Below are 19,948 nucleotides of genomic sequence, written 5' to 3'. Positions count from 1 at the left end.
CTCAAGCCCCGTGATACTCGCGATACCACGCGACGAAGCGCCGGATGCCCTCCTCCAGGGATGTGGCGGGCGCAAAGCCCACGTCGCGGCGAAGATCCGTCACATCCGCGCGAGTCTCCAGCACGTCGCCGGGCGGCAGGGGCACGTCGACCCGGTTCGCTTGTCTGCCCAAGGCCTGCTCGATGAGGGCGATCAGCCGGTTCACCTCTTCGGGCGAGTCGTTGCCGATGTTGTAGACCCGGTGCGGCGCAGCGCTGGTGGCTGGATCGGGAGCTTCCGCGTTCCAGGCCGGATCACCTGAGGGCGCGCGCTCGACCAGGCGCACGATGCCCTCCACGATATCGTCCACATAGGTGAAGTCGCGCCAGACATTGCCGGCATTGGCCACCTGGATCTCGCGGCCTTGCGCGATGGCGTGGGTGAACTTGTACACCGCCATGTCGGGCCGGCCCCAGGGGCCGTAGACGGTGAAGAAGCGCAGGCCCGTCGAGGGGAGGCCGAACAGGGAGGCGTAGGAATGCGCCATCATCTCGTTGGCCTTCTTGGTGGCGGCATAGAGGCTGATGGGGTGATCCGTGGTGTCGTGCTCGGAGAACGGCAGCTTGCGGTTGGCGCCGTAGACCGAACTCGACGAGGCATAGACGAGATGCTGCACGTCTCCATGCCGGCAGGCCTCCAGCATGCTCATGAAGCCCATGAGGTTGGAGGCAGCATAGGGCTGCGGATCGACGAAGCGCACGCCCGGCTGGGCGGCCAGATGAATGACCCGCTCGAAGCGGTGGTGCTGGAACAGGTCACGGGTGGCTTGCGCATCGGAAAGATCCAGGCGCTCGCCCAGAAAAGTGTTGTGGGGCTTAAGTCTGGCGAAGCGGGCCTCTTTCAGGCCGATGTCGTAATAGGGCGTGAAGCTGTCGACGCCCACCACCTGGTATCCGTCGGCCAGAAGCCGCTCGACCACGTGATAACCAATGAACCCGGCCGCACCGGTGACGAGTATGGGGGAGGTCATGAAGGGCCCGCCGCGTGAATTGGCGGGCACCATAGTGGATTTTTTGGCAAAGGGGAGACTGTTCGCAAGGAACAGCCCTCGTCTGCACGAGGGCTGTCGGTCACGTGGTCAATCGCCCCCTGCCTGATCCGGATCAGATGACGAAGAAATCCTTGTAGGTCATGGCAAGATCCTTGGACAACGTGGCGATCTCCACGGCCTTGATCTTTGAGCCTGACCCGTCGGCGTCGTAGAACAGCTTCCCCTTGGCCTTGTCGTAGATGACGAAGTCGTTCTTGTCCTTGGCCTTGGAACCCGTGACGAAATAGCTGCTCTTCAGCTGACCCGGCTTGCTCTCGGTGCCCTGGGTGCCAAGGCTGCTGAAGAAGGCATTGTCGAGCCAGATGCTGTCGTCCCGCACGGAGAAGTCGGTGATCGCGTCCTTGTTGGTTCTCGCGTTCGCCTTGGTGTCGAACACGAAGGCATCCTTGCCAGAGCCGCCCGTGAGCTTGTCGTTGCCGGAGCCGCCCCAGATCTTGTCGTTCCCGCCCTTGCCGTCGATCGTATCCTTGCCGCCATGGCCGTAGAGCTTCTCGCTGCTGGCCTTGCCGTTGAGCTTGTCGGCCTTGTTGGGACGGAAGTCGGCCGCCATGGTTTTGGTCGTGTACGACCAGCCGTCGCCCACCGAAATCTCGAACGAGACCGCAGCTTTGGAGGAACGAGACCCGTCCAGGCCCGCTCCTTGCGTGAAGATGAGCTTGCGGACGGCCTCCTGCACCTGAGCAGGGGTGCCGGTCACGGTATAGATACCGGTTTCCGGATCATAGGTGCCGCCGCTCAGGCTGGAGGCCAGGAAGCTGCCCTTGCTCTGATCATTGACCCTGACGACGACAGTCAGTCTGTCGGTGGGCGAGTCGGTAATCGACACCCCTGAGAACGGCCGGCCCCCGTCGGAGATCGTCTTAGGTCCAAGGTCCCCGGTGATCTCAGGGGAAAGATCCTTGCCGCCCGTACCGCCCCAATTGCCACTGCTGCCTACGTCATAATTGAGAAAACTGGTGTAGATCTCGGCTTCCTCACGCGGCTCGGAGCCGTCGCCAAGATTGATCCGCATAAAGATGGTCTTGCTGTAGACAGCGGGGAGTTGCCCGAGAGAATTGTACCGCAGCGCGTGGATCAGCTTAGAAATTGCGGCACCGGAGGCCGGATTGTCGTGCTTGAATGTAACGCCCCAGGCATAGTTGGTTCCGTAGATTGTGCCTGTTGCTCCATCGATCGAGATGGTCTTCTGACCGTTCGTTCCAGTGGTAACAGTAATCCCGCTCGATGGATCGATGAAGATATGATCGAGGTTCGGGTCTGCGAGCTGTACACCAATTGAAAAGCCCACAACCCCGGTGTTGCCTGTGACGGTAACCTGTGCATCGGAGTTCCAATCAATTGGAGAAGGAGCATAGGGACCCCTTACTACGAAGAAGTCATTCTCGATCCCTGTAACCCGAAGTCCCATGAGTATGTCCTTGCAATAATCTCCATACTGACCGGCTCAATAGGCAAGTCAGTTGGAATAGCCACAACAATGATACATCATTACCTATGGGGATGATCTGTGACAAGCACCCTGATGTGCTCGAAGGAGCATGCGGAGTGATAACGAGCAAAGGTGAAAGGTAGAGAAAAGCCTCAGATCCTGCTCAACTCTTTACGGCTTCCGCAAACACAGACTCAGACCGCTCAGCCACCACTTCTTGAATAACCGGCTCGAACGCCATGAACTGCCGCTCCCGCGCCATGAAGGCGGTGGGCATCACGGCCTGCATCTCGGCCTCGGCGTTCTTCAGGAAGGCGTCGTCGTGGCCGGGGTAGAGGTGAAAGATGGCCAGCGCCTTGACGCCGGCAGCCTTCGAGAGTTCTACGCCCTTCTGCCAGGTGGAATGGCCCCAGCCCCGGCAATAGGAATATTCGGCATCGGAGAACATGCCGTCGAAAATCATCAGATCGGTGTCGCGCACGAAGGCGGCGAGGTCCGGATCGGGCCAGGGGTCGCTGTGCTCCACGTCGCTGATGTAGCAGACGCTGCGGCCGCCGTGGCTGAGGCGGTAGCCGGTGGCGCCGCCGGGGTGGTTCAGAAGGTGGGTTTCGATCCGGGTCCCATCGTCGAAGGTGATCGGCTCGCCGGCCCTGAAGCCGTGATACTCGAACCGGGCCGGTAGTTGTCCGAGGCGCACCGGAAACAGGGGCGGGGCGAAGAGGCGGCCGAGAGGCTCCATGGCGCTCTCGCCCTCCAGATGACCGCAATAGGTGCGGATCACGCGCTCGGCGGAGAGCAGGGCGGGCTTGAAGAAGGGCAGGCCGCTGATGTGGTCGAGGTGGAGGTGGCTGAGGAGGATGTCGATCTTGTCGGGAGCGCTCTGGCCGAGTTCCATGCCCAGTGCCGAGAGGCCGGTGCCCGCATCGAGAATGAAGAGACGCTCGCCGCATCGCACTTCGACGCAGGGCGTGTGCGATCCGAATTCGACGAACTGAGGTCCGGATGCGCAGGTGGAGCCGCGTGTGCCCCAAAATCGGACCTGCAACGCCTCGGAGGATGCAACACGCCTTACCATGGCAGGATCATGATGGATCGAAAACCCCACTTATGTGCGCTGGCGCACATGGACCGCGGTAAGCTGCCCACGACTAGGATGACCGGTCAAGACCAAAGATGTCACGCACTTAACGCCTCCAGGCGCCGGGTGCGGCGCTCCATCACGGGCTCGCCCCGCTCGAAATGGATAACAGCATCGAAGGGCGGTTGATCCATGGCAGGCGAGATCTCGGGCGTGACCAGGATCAGGCCGCGGCCCACGAGCGCCCGGCGCAGGTTCATCACCAGCTTGTCGGCAGCCGGTCCCGGCAGGCCGTCGAGCGCCCGCTGCACCACCAGAATGCTCGGCCGGCGCACGAGGCCGCGCACGAGATCGACGGCAGCCAACTCGGTCAGGGTCAGATCGTCCCCTTGCGGATCGATCGGCGTGTCGAGCCCGATGCGCGACACCTCGCCGTCGAGGCCGCGCTGGGTCAGCACCCGGCGGGCCACCTCCTGCACCGCCTCAAGGGCGCCGGCCTGATCGGTCGCGATACGGCCGAAGAGCAGGTTGTCCTGGATGCTCGCCGCCGCGCAGAACCGCGCCTCGTCGTAGAACTCGATGGCCGATTTCAGGCTCACCGGCAGCATGCGGGCGAAATCGGCCCGGGCCACGAGGATGCGCTCCTCCAGGCCCGGCTCGAGCAACCCCAAGCGGTGCCGGCTCTCGTTGTAGCGAAGCGCCAGGCCGATGAGGCGCTCCTGATCGCGGGAGGTCTTGTCGCTGCGGCGCTGCTCGTTCTTCCGGTCGACGAGATCCTGAAAGTAGGGCCGGTCCGCCGCCGAGAAGAAGGAGAAGCGGTCGAAGAGCGGGGACCCGTCCGGGATCTCGGAAAAAATCTCGATCATGCTGGTGGCGATGGACAGGCCCATGCGGGCGAGCGGCTTGGTGAGCTCGTTGGCTTCAAGAATGGCGCGCACGAAGGGGTGGCCGGACAGGCGATCCTCGTGGAAGGCATCGCCGATGGGTTTGCCGAAGAGCAGGTTCTCGCCGATCGTGGCGTAGCGGTTGTAGCGCGTGGCGCTGAAGGGATCGACGAAGCGGTCGAGGTTCTCCGCCGCGAGCGCCGCCTCGACGAAGCGCCGCGCTGCCACCACGGCGTCCGCAAACTTCGGCTCCCTGGCCGGATCGATGGTGCCGGACAGGCCGCGGGCATGGGTCAGGCGGTCGAGCCCAGCAATGGCGATGGCCTCGGACAGGCGGTGGCTGAGCTCGCCCGCCGGTGCGGAGCAGCCATAGAGCAGGTTGTCCTTGAGGCTGCCCTCGATCAGCACCGTCTGGCCCGTGAAGGCGACGCGCTGGCTGCGCTCCACGGGGCTGGCGGCTGAAAGATCCACGCCGCCATAGGTCAGGCGGCCCATGGAGGGCGGCAGCTGGCCGCTCATGAGCGCCGCGAGGAGCCGCGGGCCTGCATCGCCGTCGCCCACCAGGGCCACATGCGACGGGAAGGCGAGGGTGAGATTGACGGAGGCAACGCGCGCTCCGCTCCCGGGATCGTAGGCCGAAACGCCTTGGGCCACGAGCGCGCCGTTTTCCGGCAGGCTGGCCTTGCCTTTGAGCGCTGCGCGCAGCTTCAGCGGCGCCAGGCCCTTGCCGAGGTCGATGAGCAGTGCCCTGGTGCGCATGATCAGCCGGTGCCACTGCACCACCTCGCGGGTGCCGTAGGCGGCAAGCGCTGCCGCGAGGACGCTGGCCGCGACCGTGCCAGAGGTCAGGGGGCGCGACTGCGAGAACCAGGCGCCGAGGGCCAGAACCGCCAAGGGGGCGATCATGAGCATGGCCGCGGAGGCGGCTTCCATGATGGCCAGGCGATACTCCTCCCGCATCACCGGGCGATGGCCGCTCATGAGGGCTTGGCGTACCCGGTCACGCTCGAAAGGCCCGGTGCCGTGGGCGCGCAGGGCCGGCAGGCGCTGCTCCAGGCCCGCGAACACCCCTTCGGCCTCGTCGCCCTCCCGGTTGCGGGCCGCAGCAGCGTCGAAGCGCAGGAGCGCGCGGCGTGCGCTCACGACCATGGCCAGGGCCAGCGCCACGGCCAGTACCGCGCCCAGGTACCAGTCCATGACGAACACATAGGCGCAGGCCAGCCCGATCATGCCACCGAGCTTCACCGGGATCAGGAGGCTCGATCCCAGCACACCGTTTTCGCGGGCGAGCCCTCGGGAGGCGAGCGTCGAGATCATGGCGATCTCGTCATGGGAGGCGGAGGGGACTTTCAGGATGATGTCGACGGCCGCCGACTGGGTCCGCGTGAGCATGCGCATCCCGATGCCGACCGCCACCCATTCGAGCGCCACCAGGATCAACCCGAGAGCCAGGGGAATGACCAGCACGCCGATGACCGCCGCGAGGGCAAAGGCCTCAGGACTGACGGCAAAGCCGGGAAACAGAACCAGCGATCCCGGCCACAGGTTGGCCGGCGGCGTGAGGGCGATGCGCAGGAAGCTTGCCGGCGCATTCCAGGCCTCGGGGCCGCCGGTCGCCCGGTCGACGATCTGCCGGACCAGATCGAACCCGATCAGGATCAGAAGGCCCGCCAGCACCAGGAGGCCGAAGCCCGCAACATGGCGTACGGGCGAGGTTTTCCAGGCCAGGCGCAGCGGGTCGCGCTCGATGACGGCTCCCAAGAGCAGCTCCAATGATCGTTCGGGTTCGATGACGTTGGCGGAACCTAGTGCATCGGGCTCAAAAGTGGAAACCACTTTTGGGATTTGTCCGAAACTCGATTCTTCAAATAGCGCATCATGTTGAGAGGAAAACCGGGGCCCCTTTCGCCGATGCGGCTCTTTGGGACGGCACGCGGTACGCCTTGTTTGGGCATCAGCGCCGATTTGACCTCTCGCCGCGCTGCGCTTCGACTCTATGTCCCCTGCCTTGGCTGTCTGCCACGGAGGATCGGTGAGCCCGCCCATGACGTCCCCCTTGCCGTCCCCCCTGCCGATCGATCCGGTCTTCCAACTCGTTCTCGAGGTTCCGGCCCATTCCCCACGCCCGGACCTGCCGCGCCGCCTCACAGGGCTCTTCCAGGAACTCGCCATGGACGAGCCGCCCCGGCCCGTGGAGGAGATCGAGGACCAGATCTGGGCCCTGTGGAGCTCGCACGAGGACCGGATCGCCGAGGAGACCATGGCGGCGGCCGTGGAGTCCCTCAGCTCGGGATCGCTCAAGAAGGCCCGGCCGCTGCTCGACCACCTGGTTGCCCTATATCCCGACTGGCCGGAGGCCTGGAACAAGCGGGCGACGCTCGCCTCCATCGAGAAGCGCGACGCGGACAGCCTGCTCGACATCGCCCAGACCCTGCGCCTCGAGCCGCGCCATTTCGGCGCGATCGCAGGGTTCGGCAACATCTGCCTGCGCCACGGCCATCTCAACGAGGCGCGCGCCGCCTTCCAGATCGCGCTCGGCATCAATCCGCACATGGAGGACCTGCGCGACATGCTGGAGAACCTGTCGCCGCATCATCTCATGCTGCATTAGAGCATCGTCATCCGTCTTGGCGATCATGCCAGCCCCTCGCTCCCGGCATTTGCAACCACCCGCACAGCCGAGCTATGCAACATCATGGCCTTTCGCGATCTCTTCCTGATGTTTCTCGTCTGCTTCCTGTGGGCGGCCCATACCATCGTCAGCAAGATCGTCGTCTCAGACATGCAAATCCCGCCCCTGTTCTATGCGGCCATACGCTTCGGCATCGTGGCGGTGCTCGCTCTTCCATGGCTGCTGCCGGCTCCGCGACCGCGATGGCGCATTCTCCTGGTCGGTTTCCTGATGGGCGGCGGCGGCTTTGCATTGTTCTTTCTCGGCATCAGAAGCGCGAGCCCGTCGAGTGCCGCAGTGGTCAGCCAGCTCGGAATCCCGATCACGGCCATCCTCTCTCTTCTGATCCTAAGGGAGCGGATCGACGGCAAGCGGGCGCTCGGCATCGTGCTGACCTTCGCCGGCGGCGTGCTCGTGATGTGGGACCCGGACGGCGGCTTTCCGCTTTCCGCGGGCCTTCTCCTGGTTCTGGCCTCCACGGCCGTCGGGTCGCTGGCCGCCGTGATGATGAAGCAGATCGAGGGCGTGAAGCCGCTGCAGTTCCAAGCCTGGATCGGGCTGTCCTCGGTGGCGCCCATGATCCTCCTGGCGACCACGCTCGAGACGGGCCAAGTGGACAAGGCGCTTGCAGCCGGCTGGGGCTTCGTGGCGGCCCTGCTGTTTTCCGCCCTCGTCGTGTCGCTGATCGCTCACACGATCTACTATGGCCTCATCAGGAAATATCCCGCCAACATGATTGCCCCTCTGCTGATCATGAACCCTCTGCTGACGGTGACCTTGGGCATTCTCGTGACGGGCGACCGCTTCGACGCACGGATGGCCCTTGGGACGGGGCTTGCGCTTTGCGGCGTCCTGATCATCGTGCTCAGGCGCAGCCACGTCATGCCGCTGGCCGCGGCGCTGCGGGGTCGCTTTCGATAACCAGCCGTGGCGGCCTCACATGGTTGCCGCGCGTGCCCCTTGTTTCACGCCGTTCGTGCGCATCTGCACGCTGTCCAGGTAGGGATCGACAACACCGGCAGCGCGGAAGGCCCGGATCGTTTCATCCAGATAGGCCTGGTTGGTGCCTGTCGGTCCGGAGCGCCCTGCAATGATGTCGGCGGTCTGGGCTTCATCGGGCTCGGGCCGATAGAAAGGTCCGTTCCGGTTGGCCTCGAACGCCAGGATTGTGCGGCTGCTGTCTGGGAGCGAAGCCTCCCGCCAGATCGGCTCGTAACAGGGGAAGCGCATTTCCTGCCGCCAGACGGCGCTCAAACCCTCGCGCAGCTCCGTCTTGGCGATCCGATAGGCAAGCCCATCGCAACCGTCTCCCGGTTCCAGGCCGAGCACGAGGCCAGGCGCACGCGCCGTGCCGCGGTTGAAGGTATCGTGAAGGCAAAAGGAGCGCCGAAAGCCGGGCAAGGTTGCCTTGGCACGATCCTGGTACGCGAAAGGAGGATCGGCCGCGAGAACCCCATAGACGAACAGCCAGACGTCGCCCGTACCATCGGGACGCGCAGTCAAAGCCGCATCGAGAGAAGCTTGCAAGGCCGCTTCATCGCGGGCCTGAACGGAAAATGTCATGGAGAGCCTGATAGCGATTGTGGGGATCATTCAGCAGATTGGCCGAAAGACTGTCGGCTTCCGCCGAGCGTCTGGAAACGCGACCTTGTCTGCGCCGTTCCAGCACTCCGTTCACGATTCCGAGGCTGCCGAGCCAACCGCAAACGCGACAACGGAACCGTTGCGGGACGCCTACGAGCGGCTACCCTGAACCCATGTCCGATTCGCCTGCACTCATGTCCCGTCCCATTCTCCTGCCCGTCGACGGGCGCCAGTCGCCGGTGGCGGCCGGCGTTCAGCGCGGTGTGCGTCGCCTGTTCTCACAGCTCGGCCACGTGACCCTGCCTGAATTCACGCTTGCCAATGGCCGGCGCGCCGACCTCATCGCGCTCGCGCCCGACGGGGCGCTCACCATCATCGAGATCAAGTCGAGCGTGGCCGATTTCCGGGCCGACCGGAAATGGCCCGATTACGAGGATTTCTGCGACCGGTTCTACTTCGCGGTGCCGGAGACGGTGCCGTTCGATATCCTGCCGGAGGATCGCGGCGTGATCATCGCCGACAGCTTCGGGGCGGCGATCCTGCGCGAGGCGTCCCGTCACCCGCTGGCGGGTGCGCGCCGCAAGGCCGTGACCCTGCGCTTCGCGCACGCGGCTGCATCCCTGCTGCACGCATTGGCCGATCCCGACAGGATCGCGGACGGACGGCTTTGATTCTCTAACTTGTCATTCCGGGGCCGCGTAGCGGAGCCCGGAATCCATAACCGCTAACGTTGTAGAAATGGTCGCAACGCCGGTCGCTCTCACCTGAAGCGTTGTGTTTATGGATTCCGGGCTCGGCCCATGGCCGCCCCGGAATGACAGCTGCGGGGATGGTTTAGCGCGGTGCGCGCTTGGCGAGGATGCGTTGCAACGTCCGGCGGTGCATGTTGAGGCGCCGGGCCGTCTCCGACACGTTGCGGCCGCAGAGCTCGTAGACCCGCTGGATATGCTCCCAGCGCACCCGGTCGGCTGACATGGGGTTTTCCGGCGGCAGGGCCCGTTCGCCCGGCTGGGCCATGAGGGCCGCGTGGATCTCATCCGCATCGGCGGGTTTTGCGAGATAGTCGAAGGCCCCCATCTTCACGGCCGTCACCGCGGTGGCGATGTTGCCGTAGCCGGTGAGGACGACACCGCGGGCATCCGGGCGGCGGTGCTTCAGACGCTCGATCACGTCAAGGCCGTTGCCGTCGCCGAGGCGCATGTCGATCACTGCAAAGGCCGGCGGTTCGTTTTCGACGGCCGCAATGCCGTCCGCCACGCTCTCGGCCACGCGCACCTGGTAGCCGCGGCCTTCCATGGCACGGGCCAGACGCGTCGAGAACGGCCGGTCGTCGTCGACGATCAAGAGACTCTTGTCGGCGCGATCTTCGAATGCGGCAGGCGCATCGGCCATCAGAATATCTCCTTGCATCTTAAGGACATTCCTTCATGAGGCGAGCCCGATCAGCTCCTTTCTCATATGGGAATTCATCCCCTAATCTTTGAGAGGCTCCAGCGAACCTCCCTGCGGCGAAATTGCCGCACTTCGTTCAAACGCCTGACGCGGCCAAACGATCCGCGCGATGGCGCCCGAGGCCGGCGGAGCGGCGTTCGTCAGGGTCAGTTCGGCCCCCGATCGCTCCACCAAAGTCTTGGCGATAAACAGGCCTAAGCCCAGTCCGCCGCCCTCCTCGCTGTCCTCCGTCCGCTCGGCGGCGCTTCGTGTTGTCACGTAGGGCTCGCCGACCCTGAGCAAGATATCGGGCGCGTAACCGGGGCCGTCATCCCGGATCTCGATGAAAACCTCGTGAGGAGACCAGGAGGCCTCGATCGTCACCTGGCTTTCGGCAAAGTCCGTGGCGTTGTCGAGGATGTTGGACAGTCCGTAGACCACTCCCGGATTGCGGCGGCACAGGGGTTCGGGGCCGTCGCCCTTCGTGATCACCTTCACGTCGAAGCCCACCGCCCGCTGCGGCTCGACGATATCCTCCACCAGATGGCTGAGCGTGACGGTCTCCAGGAACTCTCCTCCGTCTTCTTCGTCCATGGAGGTGAGCTTCGTCAGGATCGTGCGGCAGCGCTCCACCTGCTCCTGCAGGAGGCGCAGATCCTCGCCCACCGGGCCATCCTTGGGCATGGCATGGCTCAGCTCCTTGGTGACCAGCGCGATGGTGGCGAGCGGCGTGCCGAGTTCATGCGCCGCCGCCGCCGCCAGGCCGTCGAGCTGGGACAGGTGCTGCTCGCGGGCCAGCACCAGTTCGGTGGCGGCGAGCGCCTGGGCGAGCTGGCGGGCCTCCTCGGCCACCCGCCAGGCATAGATGCCGGTGAATGTCGTGCCGAGCAGGATCGCGGTCCAGATTCCGCTCACATAAAGGAAGGGCAGGGAGAAGGTCTGCCCCGGAAACCAGGGCAGGGGCCGGTGGGCGAGCACCAGAAAGGTCGCGCAGCCCACGGCAAGAAGCCCGAGCCCGAGGGTCCGTTCCGGCGTGAGCGCCGTGGCCGAGATGAGCACCGGCGCCAGGAACAGCATGGCGAAGGGGTTCTCCAATCCCCCGGTGAGGTAGAGGAGGCCGGCGAGCTGAAGGATGTCGAAGGCGAGCAGCGCCGTGGCCACGTTGTCGCTGAGCCGGTGGCTTGCCGGATACTGGATGCGCAGCAGCAGGTTGACCCAGACCGAGGCGACGATCACCAGAAGGCACAGAGCGAAGGGCAGGGGAAATCCGAGGCCGAAGCGGACCCCGATCACCGCCGCGGACTGCCCCGCGACCGCGAGCCAGCGCAGGCGGACCAGGGTGTCCAGGCGCAAGTGCCGGGCGTGGTGCGTCAGGTTCTTCGGCTCGATCTTGGACATCATCGAACAGAATAGGGCCGCCCCCCTGTTCGCCAAGCAGCAGGCTTTAGCCTATTTTCCTACCCATGACTTGGGATATGGCCTGCAAGCTCCAGGCAATGCACCGAAACCAAAGTATGGTGCCCGTTTTCGCAGTGGACGGACAAGGTTGTTGCAATAGGCTCAAGGAACTTTAATCTTAAAATTACGGTTGAGGATAAAGCCTACCGCATTGGGCGAGAACCAGGCACCCGGCCCTTGGGGATACAGATGAACTTTTCTTATGTTTGGTACGACACGGCGCATTGGCTCTTGAGCCCTGCCCGTGCAGCCTCCGATTTGACGAAGCATTTTTTCGATAATCCCGACAATCCGCTCAACAACACTCCTTACGGCCGCACCGTTTCCGCCGCCTGCGAATTGTTCGAACGCACCACCCGCCGCTACGGCAAGCCCGCGTTCGACCTGCCCACCACCGTGATCGACGGGGCCGAGGTGGCGGTCATGGAGCGGATCGTGTGGGAGCGCCCGTTCTGCCGAATCATCTCCTTCGAGCGGGATCATCCCGCGGCCAAGAGCCAGCCGAAGCTCCTGATCGTGGCGCCCATGTCCGGCCACTACGCCACGCTCCTGCGCGGCACGGTGGAGACCTTCCTGCCCACGCATCAGGTCATGATCACCGACTGGACCGATGCCCGCATGGTGCCCCTGGCCGAGGGGCGCTTCGATCTCGACGACTATATCGACTATATCAAGGACCTGTGCCGGGCCTTCGGTCCGGACCTGCACCTGATGGCCGTGTGCCAGCCGGCCGTCCCGGTGATCGCGGCAGTCGCCCGCCTCGAGGCCGAGAACGATCCGTTCATCCCGCGCTCCATGACCCTCATGGGCGGCCCCATCGACACCCGCCGTTCCCCCACGGCCGTGAACAGGCTGGCCGAGGAGCGCGGCATCGACTGGTTCGAGCGCCACTGCATCACCAAGGTGCCGCCGTCCCATCCGGGCTTCTGGCGCGATGTCTATCCGGGCTTCCAGCAGCTCTCCGGCTTCATGGCCATGAACATCGACCGGCACCTGACGGCCCATTACGACATGTTCAACCACCTGGTGGAGGGCGACGGCGATTCGGCCGAGAAGCACCGGGAATTCTACGATGAGTACCTCGCCGTCATGGACCTGACCGCCGAGTTCTACCTCCAGACCGTCGAGAAGGTGTTCGTGAACCACGAGCTGCCCAAGGGCGAGATGATGCACCGGGACCAGCCCGTGGACCTCATGTCCATCCGGCGCTGCGCCATCATGGCGGTCGAAGGCGAGCGTGACGACATCTCGGGCGTGGGCCAGACGCTCGCCGCCCTCGAGCTGACCCCCAACCTGTCCTCCGACAAGAAGCTCTATCATCTGCAGGCCAAGGTCGGTCATTATGGTGTCTTCAACGGTTCTCGGTTCCGGTCTCAGATCGCTCCTCGAATCGCTGAATTCATTGAGGCTCACGATCGAGAACCAGCCCGGAAGAAGGCGTCAAGAGCCTGAGCCTGTTCTTGATACGTTCCTAGGAGCGGCAAACGGCTGCGCTGACAGAATCAGCGTGACAGGGCAGATTGCGGACATGAAATCCGCCCTGTTCCGCCGCGTCCCTGCGGACCCGCCTCATCTCAAGGTTCTGCATGAGGGCCACGCCTTTAAGGTGGCCCTCAAACGCCGTCCCACGGCCAAACGGATCACGCTGCGCGTCTCCAACGCGACCGGCGAGGTCGTGCTGTCGATCCCCGAGCGCACCGATGTGGGCCTGGCCCAGAAATTCGCCGACAGCCACAGCCAATGGATCGCCACCCGCCTCGCCAAGGTGCCCGAGCGGGTGATCTTCGAGCCGGGCGCGCTGGTGCCCGTTCGCGGCGTCCTGCACCGGATCGTCCATTGGTCCTCGATTCGCGGCGTCACTCAGGCCACGAAGGGCGGCGCCGGCGAGCCGATCATCGCGGTCGCGGGCGAGGCGGCCCATGTGGCCCGCCGGGTGCGGGATTTCCTCGAGGCGGAAGCCAAGAAGGATTTCACCATCGCGGTGAGGAAGCATACGGCCCAGCTCGGGGTTTCGGCCAAGCGCATCACCGTGCGCGACACCAAGAGCCGCTGGGGCTCCTGCTCGGCCAACGGAGCGCTCAACTTCTCCTGGCGCCTGATCATGGCCCCGCCCTTCGTGCTGGACTATCTCGCCGCCCACGAGGTGGCCCACCTGCGCGAGCTCAACCATTCCCACCGCTTCTGGAAGATCACCCACCAGCTCTGCCCCCGCACCGACGAGGCGGAGGCCTGGCTCAAAACCTACGGCAGCGCCCTGCACCGGATTGGGTGAAATCCCACATCATTCCTCTTTGAACCACTGACCTCATCCTGAGGAGCAGACGCAGTCTGCGTCTCGAAGGATCGTCCAGTGTTCTCTGGATCCTCCTTCGAGACGGCGCTTGCGCGCCTCCTCAGGATGAGGTCGGAGGGAAACGAGACGGAGTGAAGGGGCGAGGCCGGCGATAACGAGAGCAGCGTCTTAACGGGTGACAGGTCCTCCGTTTCGGCTTAGTCCGATCTGTCATTCACGCATCTGTCCCAAAAGAATGCTCAAGCCCGACACGCTCGCCCTCACCATCGTCCTGGCGCTGCTCACTGCACTCGGGCCGCTCTCGACGGACATGTACCTGCCGTCGCTGCCCGCGATCGCGGCAGGCCTTGGGGCGACGACGGGCCAGACGCAGCTCACGCTCTCCGCCTTTCTCCTCGGCTTTGCCGCCGGGCAGTTCTTCTATGGGCCGATCTCCGACCGGATCGGGAGAAAGCCCGTGCTGCTCTTCGGGCTCGGGCTGTTCACCCTGGCAAGCCTCATCTGCGCCTTCGCGCCCAATATCGAGACCCTGATCGGCGCGCGCTTCCTCCAGGCTTTGGGCGCGTCCGGTCCCATCGTGCTCGGGCGCGCCATCGTGCGCGACTTCTACGAGGGACCAAGGGCCGGACGGGAATTATCACGCATGGGCACGATCATGGGCGTGGTGCCGGCCGCAGCCCCGATCCTCGGCGGCGTCATCGAGCGCGTCTCGGGATGGCGCGTGACCTTCGCGGTCATGATCCTGTTCGGCATCGCCATGGCGGCCGTCATCAGCCTGCGCATGCCCGAGAGCATACGGAAAAAGTCGGAGGTGCCGATCTCCTTCGGGGCGATCCTGCGCGGCTTCAAGCTGCTGCTCGGTCACCCAGGCTACCGGACCTATGTGGGCCTCTCCATGCTCACTTATGGCGGACTCTTCGCCTTCATCTCCGGCTCGTCCTTCGTGCTGCAGAAGATCTACGGGCTGGATGAACTGTCCTTTGCCTTTTCCTTCACCTTCGTGGTGGTGGGCTTCATGAGCGGCACCTTTCTCGCGCAGCATCTCGTGGGACGGCGCGGGCTCGACGGCACCATCCAGCTCGGCGTCACGTGCCTTGCCGTCGGCGGCGCCACCATGCTGACGCTCGTGTTAATGGGCGTGCCCTCGTCGCTCGGCATCAGCGCCCCCATGGCGATCTACGGCATCGGCGTCGGGCTCACCATGCCGCAATCCATGGCCTCGGCGCTGATGCCCTTTCCGGAGCGGGCCGGCGCGGCCTCGTCGCTGCTCGGCATCTGCCAGATGACGTTCGCGGCCATCGTGGGCATCGCCCTTGGGCGCAACCTCGATGCCTCGGCCATTCCGCTGCCTGCGACGATCGCCGCCACCGGTGTGCTGGCGCTTGTGCTGTTCCTCATGACAGGCCGTGCACGAGGGCATCAGCCCAAGGGTTGATCCGCCGGGAGTCCTGCGAGCACATCCGTCGCCTTGTGATCGGCCGGCACTCCGTTGGTGAGAAAGACGACGCTGCTGGCGTTCTCGCTGCGCAGCGGCAGGATGTGCCGATAGGCGGGAGAGGCATACCACGCACGGGCGCTCTCCTTGTCGGGAAATTCGATCACGACCAGATCTCCCGACCACGATCCTTCCAGCACCTCCACGGGTTCGCCATGAAGCAGGAAGCGGCCGCCAAAGGGTTCAAGCGTCGCGTCGATGCGCTGGAGATACGCGACGATGCCGGGACCGATAGTTACATCGTGCAGATGACCGACAGCATAGGCAGGCATGACAGGCTCCTTCTTGTGATGAAGGGAGCATGCCGTGTGGCGAGAGGGCTGGCGATTACGTGCGGGGTAATTTCTTACGGGTTTGTTCAACCTCACCGCTGTCATTCCGGGGCGGCTCTTCAGAGCCGAACCCGGAATCCATAACCGCTAACATTGCAGAATAAGGTGCAACGCTGGTTGCACTTCTTTGAGCCGTCGTGATTATGGATTCCGGGCTCCGCTTTCGCGGCCCCGGAATGACAGCGTCAGGGTGACAACGACAGCGCCTTAAAGCCCGAACAGCTTCTCCAAGAAGTTCTTCTCGCGGCTGGCGCGCCGCTGGGGCGCGGGCGCGACCCAGCTGCCTTCGCCGTCCGCGTTGGCGTAGCGCGGAGCGCCTCCAGCGCCGGCCACGGGAATGTCGGACGGTGCGCGCATGCGCTCGAGGCCGGGCAGGGGCACGGGCTGCTGGTCTTTGAGGGCTACCGTCATGAAGTTGTGCCAGACCTCGGTAGGCAGGTTGCCGCCGGTCACGCGCTTGGTGAGCGCGCCGTCGTCGTTGCCGAGCCACACGCCGGCCACGAGGTTGCCGGAGAAGCCCACGAACCAGGCATCCTTGTAATCGTCGGTGGTTCCCGTCTTGCCGGCGAGAGTCCAGCCGGGAATCTGCGCCTTCTGGGCGGTGCCGATGACGAAGACGTTGTGCATCATCTCGTTCATCTGGGCCACGACGCCAGGGTCGATGACGCGTCCGAGGCCGCCTGAGCCAGGGCGCTTGTAGATGAGCTTGCCGTCGGTGGTCTTCACCTGGGTGATCACGTAGGGCGTCACGCCGATGCCGCCATTGGCGAAGGCCGCGTAGGCGGAGACCAGCTCCAGCGGCGTCACCTCGGAGGTGCCCAGCGCCAGCGAGCCGTTGGCTTGGAGCGGCGACGAGATGCCGAGGCGCTGCGCGGTCTGCACCACGGTTTTGGGGCCCACCTCCATGTTGAGCTTCACCGCCACGGTGTTGAGTGAGAGCGCCAGCGCATCGCGGATCGTGATCGGCCCGCGGTATTTGCGGTCGTAGTTTTTCGGCGCCCAGCCCTTATAGGCCACGGGCGCATCCTCCATCACCATGTCGGGCGTGTAGCCCCGCTCCATGGCGGCAAGATAGACGAAGGGCTTGAAGGACGAGCCCGGCTGGCGGCGGGCCGCGATGGCCCGGTTGAACTGGCTCGTCTCGTAGTTGCGGCCGCCGACCAGGGCCTTCACGGCCCCGTCCGGCTGCATCGCGACGACCGCGCCCTGGCTCACGTTGAACTTCTGGCCCTTGGCGTTGAGCTCGTCCACGAGCACGCGTTCGGCTGCGGATTGCAGGGCAGGCTCGACGGTGGTCGAGACCATGATGTCGGACTCCACCGTGCCGACGAAATCGTCGAGCACGTCCATCACGTAATCGGCCGCGTAATTGGCCGATCCCGCGCCGTTCGGGCGCACGGGCTCGGCCGGCGCGCCAAGCGCCGTCTTGGTCATGCCCGGGGTGATGAAGCCGAGGTCGTTCATGGCCGCGATCACGAGTTCGGCGCGGGCCTGCGCCCGCTCCGGATAGCGGTTGGGGGCAAGCCGCGAGGGCGACTGGACGAGGCCCGCCAGCACGGCGGCTTCCGCCAGCGACACGCTGCGCGCGGACTTGCCGTAATAGCGCTGGGCGGCCGCCTCGACGCCATAGGCACCGGCGCCGAAATAGACCCGGTTGAGATAGAGTTCGAGGAGCTGGTCCTTCGAGTAGTTGCGCTCGAGCCAGAGCGCCAGGATCGCCTCCTGGATCTTGCGCGAGGCGGTGCGCTCCTGGGTCAGGAACAGGTTCTTGGCGAGCTGCTGCGTCAGGGTCGAGCCGCCCTGCAGGCCGCCGCTGTTGCTCAGGTTTCGGTAGATCGCGCGGCCGATGCCGATCGGGTCGATGCCGTAATGGTCGTAGAAGCGCCGGTCCTCGATGGCGATGAACGCCTTGGGCAGGTAGGGCGGCAGTTCCTTCAGCGTCATCGTGCGCCCGCCCGTCTCGCCGCGATTGGCGAGAAACGAGCCGTCGCTCGCCAGGATGGCGATGTTCGGCGGGCGCTTGGGAACGGCAAGCTGGTCGATGGGGGGAAGCTGCGAGGCATAATAGGCCACGATGCCGCCGACGCCGATCACGCCCCAGAGGCAGAGCACGAGCCCGGCATAGATCAGCTTACGGAACAGGGAGCGGCCGCTGCGGCGCTTCACCTTCCTGGGACGGGAAGGCCTGCCGCCGCTTGGTCCAGAAGCTCGCCTGCGCGCCATTGTTCCCCCTGCCCGGTCCTCGGGCGAGAGGTGAAAATCAAGCTCCCCCGCCTGCCCAGCGGGCGCATCGAACACCGGCTCGCGCCGGTCACGTCCGTTCGCCACGTCTTAAAACCCCGCATTGATTGAGCCGGTATAGGGTCCGACCTTCATGCTCTGAGGCACCCTAATTGTGGCGGTTTAAGGGGCAGTTAACGGGGATTAACCCCTCGTCGGGCGGAACTGCCGAGTCTGGCCCGCGTTCGCTGCCTTATGAGCGCTTACATCGTCGTGCTGGCCGGGTTCGGGGTGGTTGTCCTTTTGACCGCCTGGCTTCCCATGGTCCTGAAGGAACTGCCCCTGTCCCTGCCGATCTTCTGCGTTGGGCTCGGTGCGCTCATCTTCGCCTTTCCCGATCTGCCGGGTGTGATCCCCCATCCCAACGAGGAACTCGCCATCGTCGAGCGGATGAGCGAGTTCGTGGTCATCGTTTCGCTCATGGGTGCGGGCCTGAAGATCGACCGGCCCTTCGGCTGGAAGCGGTGGCGGCTCACCTGGCGGCTTCTCGGCATCGCCATGCCGCTCACGATCCTCGCCCTTGCCTGGCTCGGCACCAGCCTTCTGGGCTTGAGCCTTGCGGCTGCATTGCTGCTTGGAGCTGCGCTTGCCCCGACCGATCCGGTGCTCGCCAGCGACGTGCAGGTGGGGCCGCCCGGCGACAGCGAGGAGGATGAGGTCCGCTTCACCCTCACCTCGGAGGCGGGCCTCAACGACGGCCTCGCCTTCCCGTTCGTTCTGCTCGCCATCGCCTTCGCGCAGGAGGGAAGTCTCGCCAACGTGGCGGAATGGTTCGCCTATGCGGTCGTCTGGAAAATCGCAGCGGGCATCGGCATGGGCTACGCAATCGGGCGGGCGCTCGGCTGGCTGACCTTCCACCTGCCGAACCGGGCCAAGCTCTCCCGCACGGGTGCCGGCTTCGTGGCGCTGGGCATCACCTGCATTGCCTATGGCCTGACCGAGATGGTCAGAGGCTACGGCTTCCTGGCGGTTTTCGTGGCGGCGCTGGCCCTGCGGGCGACGAAGCCCGAACATGAGTATCACAACAAGCTTCACGACTTCGCCGAGGAACTCGAGCGCCTCATGATGATGGTGCTGCTCGTCCTGCTCGGGGGCGCCATGACGGGCGGGGACCTGTTCTCCGCCCTTACATGGCAGGCTGCCGTCTTCGGCCTGCTGGCGCTGTTCGTGGTGCGGCCGCTCGCCGGATGGATCGGGCTGATCGGCACCGATCCGCCACCGGATGAGAAGGCGGCCATCAGCTTCTTCGGAATCCGCGGGCTCGGCTCGATCTATTATCTCGCCTATGCCCTGCATCACGCGAAATTCGACAACGCCAACTTGCTCTGGAGCACGGCGGGATTCATCATCCTGGTGTCGATCGTGCTGCACGGCATTACGGTCACGCCGGCGATGCGGCACCTCGATCGCCGACGAAAGCTCATGATGCGTGCGTCTCGACGGAAAGAAGCCGCTCAGGCGGAAGCCTGAATGAGAGCATCGTGCGGCCCTCCGGGTCCGGACCACACGATGCTCTCATCCAAGAAGAAATCATCGGATCTGATCCCAAAAGGGCAAGTCCGCTTTTGGGTCCGATGCTTTAGTCCGCCGTGGTCGGATCGATCACTGCGCGGACCTGCGAGATGCTGTCGGCCGGGAAGCCTGCCTTCTGGGCATGCTCGCGGATCATTCCCTCATCCGGCGCCCGGTACACGCAGTAGATCTTGTCGTCCGTGACGTAGCTGTGAACCCATTGGATCTCGGGTCCCAGCTCGCGCAGGGTATCGCACGAGGTTCTCGATGCCTGCTGCAGATCCACAGCAGACAGATTGCCCACGTTCGGCATGTCTCGCTCGATTACGAATTGCGGCATGGCTCTTCCGCCGGTTTTCCGGCGCCTCCCTGTGCCGAACCAAAGCGGCTCCGGCGCGGCCAGGGTCTGCT

The 19,948-nt window shown here is 64.7% G+C and carries 17 protein-coding genes; 7 read left to right on the top strand and 10 right to left on the bottom strand.

Features of this window, described 5'->3' with window-relative positions; translation table 11 throughout:
* Window position 1: 1 nt before the first annotated feature.
* The 4 genes from IC232_RS12390 to IC232_RS12375 form a co-directional block, all read right to left on the bottom strand.
* Entirely contained in the window at window positions 2–1,009 is a 1,008-nt protein-coding gene (locus IC232_RS12390) for an NAD-dependent epimerase/dehydratase family protein (RefSeq protein WP_190845277.1), read from the bottom strand.
* A 133-nt stretch (window positions 1,010–1,142) separates the two neighbouring features.
* Complete coding sequence (locus IC232_RS12385) at window positions 1,143–2,498, bottom strand: M10 family metallopeptidase C-terminal domain-containing protein (protein ID WP_190845276.1); 1,356 nt, start codon at window positions 2,496–2,498, stop codon at window positions 1,143–1,145.
* A 184-nt stretch (window positions 2,499–2,682) separates the two neighbouring features.
* Window positions 2,683–3,594 (bottom strand): MBL fold metallo-hydrolase, encoded by a 912-nt coding sequence (locus IC232_RS12380; protein WP_190845275.1) that lies wholly within the window; start codon window positions 3,592–3,594, stop codon window positions 2,683–2,685.
* Window positions 3,595–3,695: 101 nt separating this feature from the next.
* On the bottom strand, window positions 3,696–6,242 hold the full coding sequence (locus tag IC232_RS12375; protein ID WP_190845274.1) for an ABC transporter ATP-binding protein: 2,547 nt from the start codon (window positions 6,240–6,242) through the stop codon (window positions 3,696–3,698).
* Window positions 6,243–6,525: 283 nt separating this feature from the next.
* On the opposite strand from IC232_RS12375, the gene IC232_RS12370 reads away from it, so the two are divergent.
* The gene (locus tag IC232_RS12370) at window positions 6,526–7,092 is read left to right on the top strand and encodes a tetratricopeptide repeat protein (RefSeq protein ID WP_190845273.1); all 567 of its coding nucleotides are present in this window, start codon (window positions 6,526–6,528) and stop codon (window positions 7,090–7,092) included.
* Between the two features lie 84 nt (window positions 7,093–7,176).
* Complete coding sequence (locus tag IC232_RS12365; protein ID WP_190845272.1) at window positions 7,177–8,073, top strand: DMT family transporter; 897 nt, start codon at window positions 7,177–7,179, stop codon at window positions 8,071–8,073.
* Window positions 8,074–8,088: 15 nt separating this feature from the next.
* On the opposite strand, the gene IC232_RS12360 is transcribed toward IC232_RS12365, so the two are convergent.
* Window positions 8,089–8,715: a gamma-glutamylcyclotransferase gene (locus tag IC232_RS12360; protein ID WP_190845271.1), complete on the bottom strand. Its 627-nt coding sequence runs from the start codon at window positions 8,713–8,715 to the stop codon at window positions 8,089–8,091.
* Window positions 8,716–8,909: 194 nt separating this feature from the next.
* On the opposite strand from IC232_RS12360, the gene IC232_RS12355 reads away from it, so the two are divergent.
* Complete coding sequence (locus IC232_RS12355) at window positions 8,910–9,407, top strand: MmcB family DNA repair protein (RefSeq protein ID WP_246812173.1); 498 nt, start codon at window positions 8,910–8,912, stop codon at window positions 9,405–9,407.
* A 163-nt stretch (window positions 9,408–9,570) separates the two neighbouring features.
* On the opposite strand, the gene IC232_RS12350 is transcribed toward IC232_RS12355, so the two are convergent.
* Window positions 9,571–10,128, bottom strand: a complete 558-nt coding sequence (locus IC232_RS12350) for an ActR/PrrA/RegA family redox response regulator transcription factor (protein WP_152568916.1) — start codon at window positions 10,126–10,128, stop codon at window positions 9,571–9,573.
* Window positions 10,129–10,209: 81 nt separating this feature from the next.
* Window positions 10,210–11,565, bottom strand: a complete 1,356-nt coding sequence (locus tag IC232_RS12345; RefSeq protein WP_409564927.1) for an ActS/PrrB/RegB family redox-sensitive histidine kinase — start codon at window positions 11,563–11,565, stop codon at window positions 10,210–10,212.
* A 249-nt stretch (window positions 11,566–11,814) separates the two neighbouring features.
* Between IC232_RS12345 and IC232_RS12340 the strand changes: the two genes are divergently transcribed.
* The 3 genes from IC232_RS12340 to IC232_RS12330 all read left to right on the top strand — a co-directional run bounded on the left by IC232_RS12340 (window position 11,815) and on the right by IC232_RS12330 (window position 15,353).
* Window positions 11,815–13,077: a polyhydroxyalkanoate depolymerase gene (locus tag IC232_RS12340; RefSeq protein ID WP_190845269.1), complete on the top strand. Its 1,263-nt coding sequence runs from the start codon at window positions 11,815–11,817 to the stop codon at window positions 13,075–13,077.
* A 76-nt stretch (window positions 13,078–13,153) separates the two neighbouring features.
* Window positions 13,154–13,897, top strand: a complete 744-nt coding sequence (locus IC232_RS12335) for a M48 family metallopeptidase (RefSeq protein ID WP_190845268.1) — start codon at window positions 13,154–13,156, stop codon at window positions 13,895–13,897.
* A gap of 256 nt (window positions 13,898–14,153) precedes the next feature.
* Window positions 14,154–15,353, top strand: coding sequence for a multidrug effflux MFS transporter (locus IC232_RS12330; protein WP_190845267.1), 1,200 nt, complete (start codon window positions 14,154–14,156; stop codon window positions 15,351–15,353).
* Here the strand turns inward: IC232_RS12330 and IC232_RS12325 are convergent.
* The gene (locus IC232_RS12325; protein WP_190845266.1) at window positions 15,338–15,685 is read right to left on the bottom strand and encodes a DUF1330 domain-containing protein; all 348 of its coding nucleotides are present in this window, start codon (window positions 15,683–15,685) and stop codon (window positions 15,338–15,340) included. The two genes, IC232_RS12330 and IC232_RS12325, sit on opposite strands and share 16 nt — an antisense overlap.
* 267 nt (window positions 15,686–15,952) lie before the next feature.
* The gene (locus IC232_RS12320) at window positions 15,953–18,073 is read right to left on the bottom strand and encodes a transglycosylase domain-containing protein (RefSeq protein ID WP_190845265.1); all 2,121 of its coding nucleotides are present in this window, start codon (window positions 18,071–18,073) and stop codon (window positions 15,953–15,955) included.
* Between the two features lie 147 nt (window positions 18,074–18,220).
* Here IC232_RS12320 and IC232_RS12315 point away from each other — a divergent pair, with 147 nt between their 5' ends.
* Window positions 18,221–19,495, top strand: coding sequence for a cation:proton antiporter (locus IC232_RS12315; protein ID WP_190845264.1), 1,275 nt, complete (start codon window positions 18,221–18,223; stop codon window positions 19,493–19,495).
* Window positions 19,496–19,604: 109 nt separating this feature from the next.
* Here the strand turns inward: IC232_RS12315 and IC232_RS12310 are convergent, their stop codons facing one another.
* Complete coding sequence (locus tag IC232_RS12310; RefSeq protein ID WP_190845263.1) at window positions 19,605–19,877, bottom strand: DUF4242 domain-containing protein; 273 nt, start codon at window positions 19,875–19,877, stop codon at window positions 19,605–19,607.
* Window positions 19,878–19,948 lie beyond the last annotated feature (71 nt).

The sequence above is a fragment of the Microvirga sp. genome, assembly GCF_014699075.1.
In the GTDB taxonomy this organism is placed as follows: domain Bacteria; phylum Pseudomonadota; class Alphaproteobacteria; order Rhizobiales; family Beijerinckiaceae; genus Microvirga.
This window is presented reverse-complemented; position numbering and strand designations above follow the sequence as displayed.

Coding starts and splice junctions, on each gene's coding strand:
- IC232_RS12380 (WP_190845275.1), bottom strand. CDS start 3,594: ATGGTAAGGCGTGTTGCATCCTCCGAGGCGTTGCAGGTCCGATTTTGG.
- IC232_RS12370 (WP_190845273.1), top strand. CDS start 6,526: ATGACGTCCCCCTTGCCGTCCCCCCTGCCGATCGATCCGGTCTTCCAA.
- IC232_RS12335 (WP_190845268.1), top strand. CDS start 13,154: ATGAAATCCGCCCTGTTCCGCCGCGTCCCTGCGGACCCGCCTCATCTC.
- IC232_RS12360 (WP_190845271.1), bottom strand. CDS start 8,715: ATGACATTTTCCGTTCAGGCCCGCGATGAAGCGGCCTTGCAAGCTTCT.
- IC232_RS12385 (WP_190845276.1), bottom strand. CDS start 2,498: ATGGGACTTCGGGTTACAGGGATCGAGAATGACTTCTTCGTAGTAAGG.
- IC232_RS12365 (WP_190845272.1), top strand. CDS start 7,177: ATGGCCTTTCGCGATCTCTTCCTGATGTTTCTCGTCTGCTTCCTGTGG.
- IC232_RS12325 (WP_190845266.1), bottom strand. CDS start 15,685: ATGCCTGCCTATGCTGTCGGTCATCTGCACGATGTAACTATCGGTCCC.
- IC232_RS12310 (WP_190845263.1), bottom strand. CDS start 19,877: ATGCCGCAATTCGTAATCGAGCGAGACATGCCGAACGTGGGCAATCTG.
- IC232_RS12345 (WP_409564927.1), bottom strand. CDS start 11,565: ATGTCCAAGATCGAGCCGAAGAACCTGACGCACCACGCCCGGCACTTG.
- IC232_RS12355 (WP_246812173.1), top strand. CDS start 8,910: ATGTCCGATTCGCCTGCACTCATGTCCCGTCCCATTCTCCTGCCCGTC.
- IC232_RS12315 (WP_190845264.1), top strand. CDS start 18,221: ATGAGCGCTTACATCGTCGTGCTGGCCGGGTTCGGGGTGGTTGTCCTT.
- IC232_RS12330 (WP_190845267.1), top strand. CDS start 14,154: ATGCTCAAGCCCGACACGCTCGCCCTCACCATCGTCCTGGCGCTGCTC.
- IC232_RS12390 (WP_190845277.1), bottom strand. CDS start 1,009: ATGACCTCCCCCATACTCGTCACCGGTGCGGCCGGGTTCATTGGTTAT.
- IC232_RS12350 (WP_152568916.1), bottom strand. CDS start 10,128: ATGGCCGATGCGCCTGCCGCATTCGAAGATCGCGCCGACAAGAGTCTC.
- IC232_RS12340 (WP_190845269.1), top strand. CDS start 11,815: ATGAACTTTTCTTATGTTTGGTACGACACGGCGCATTGGCTCTTGAGC.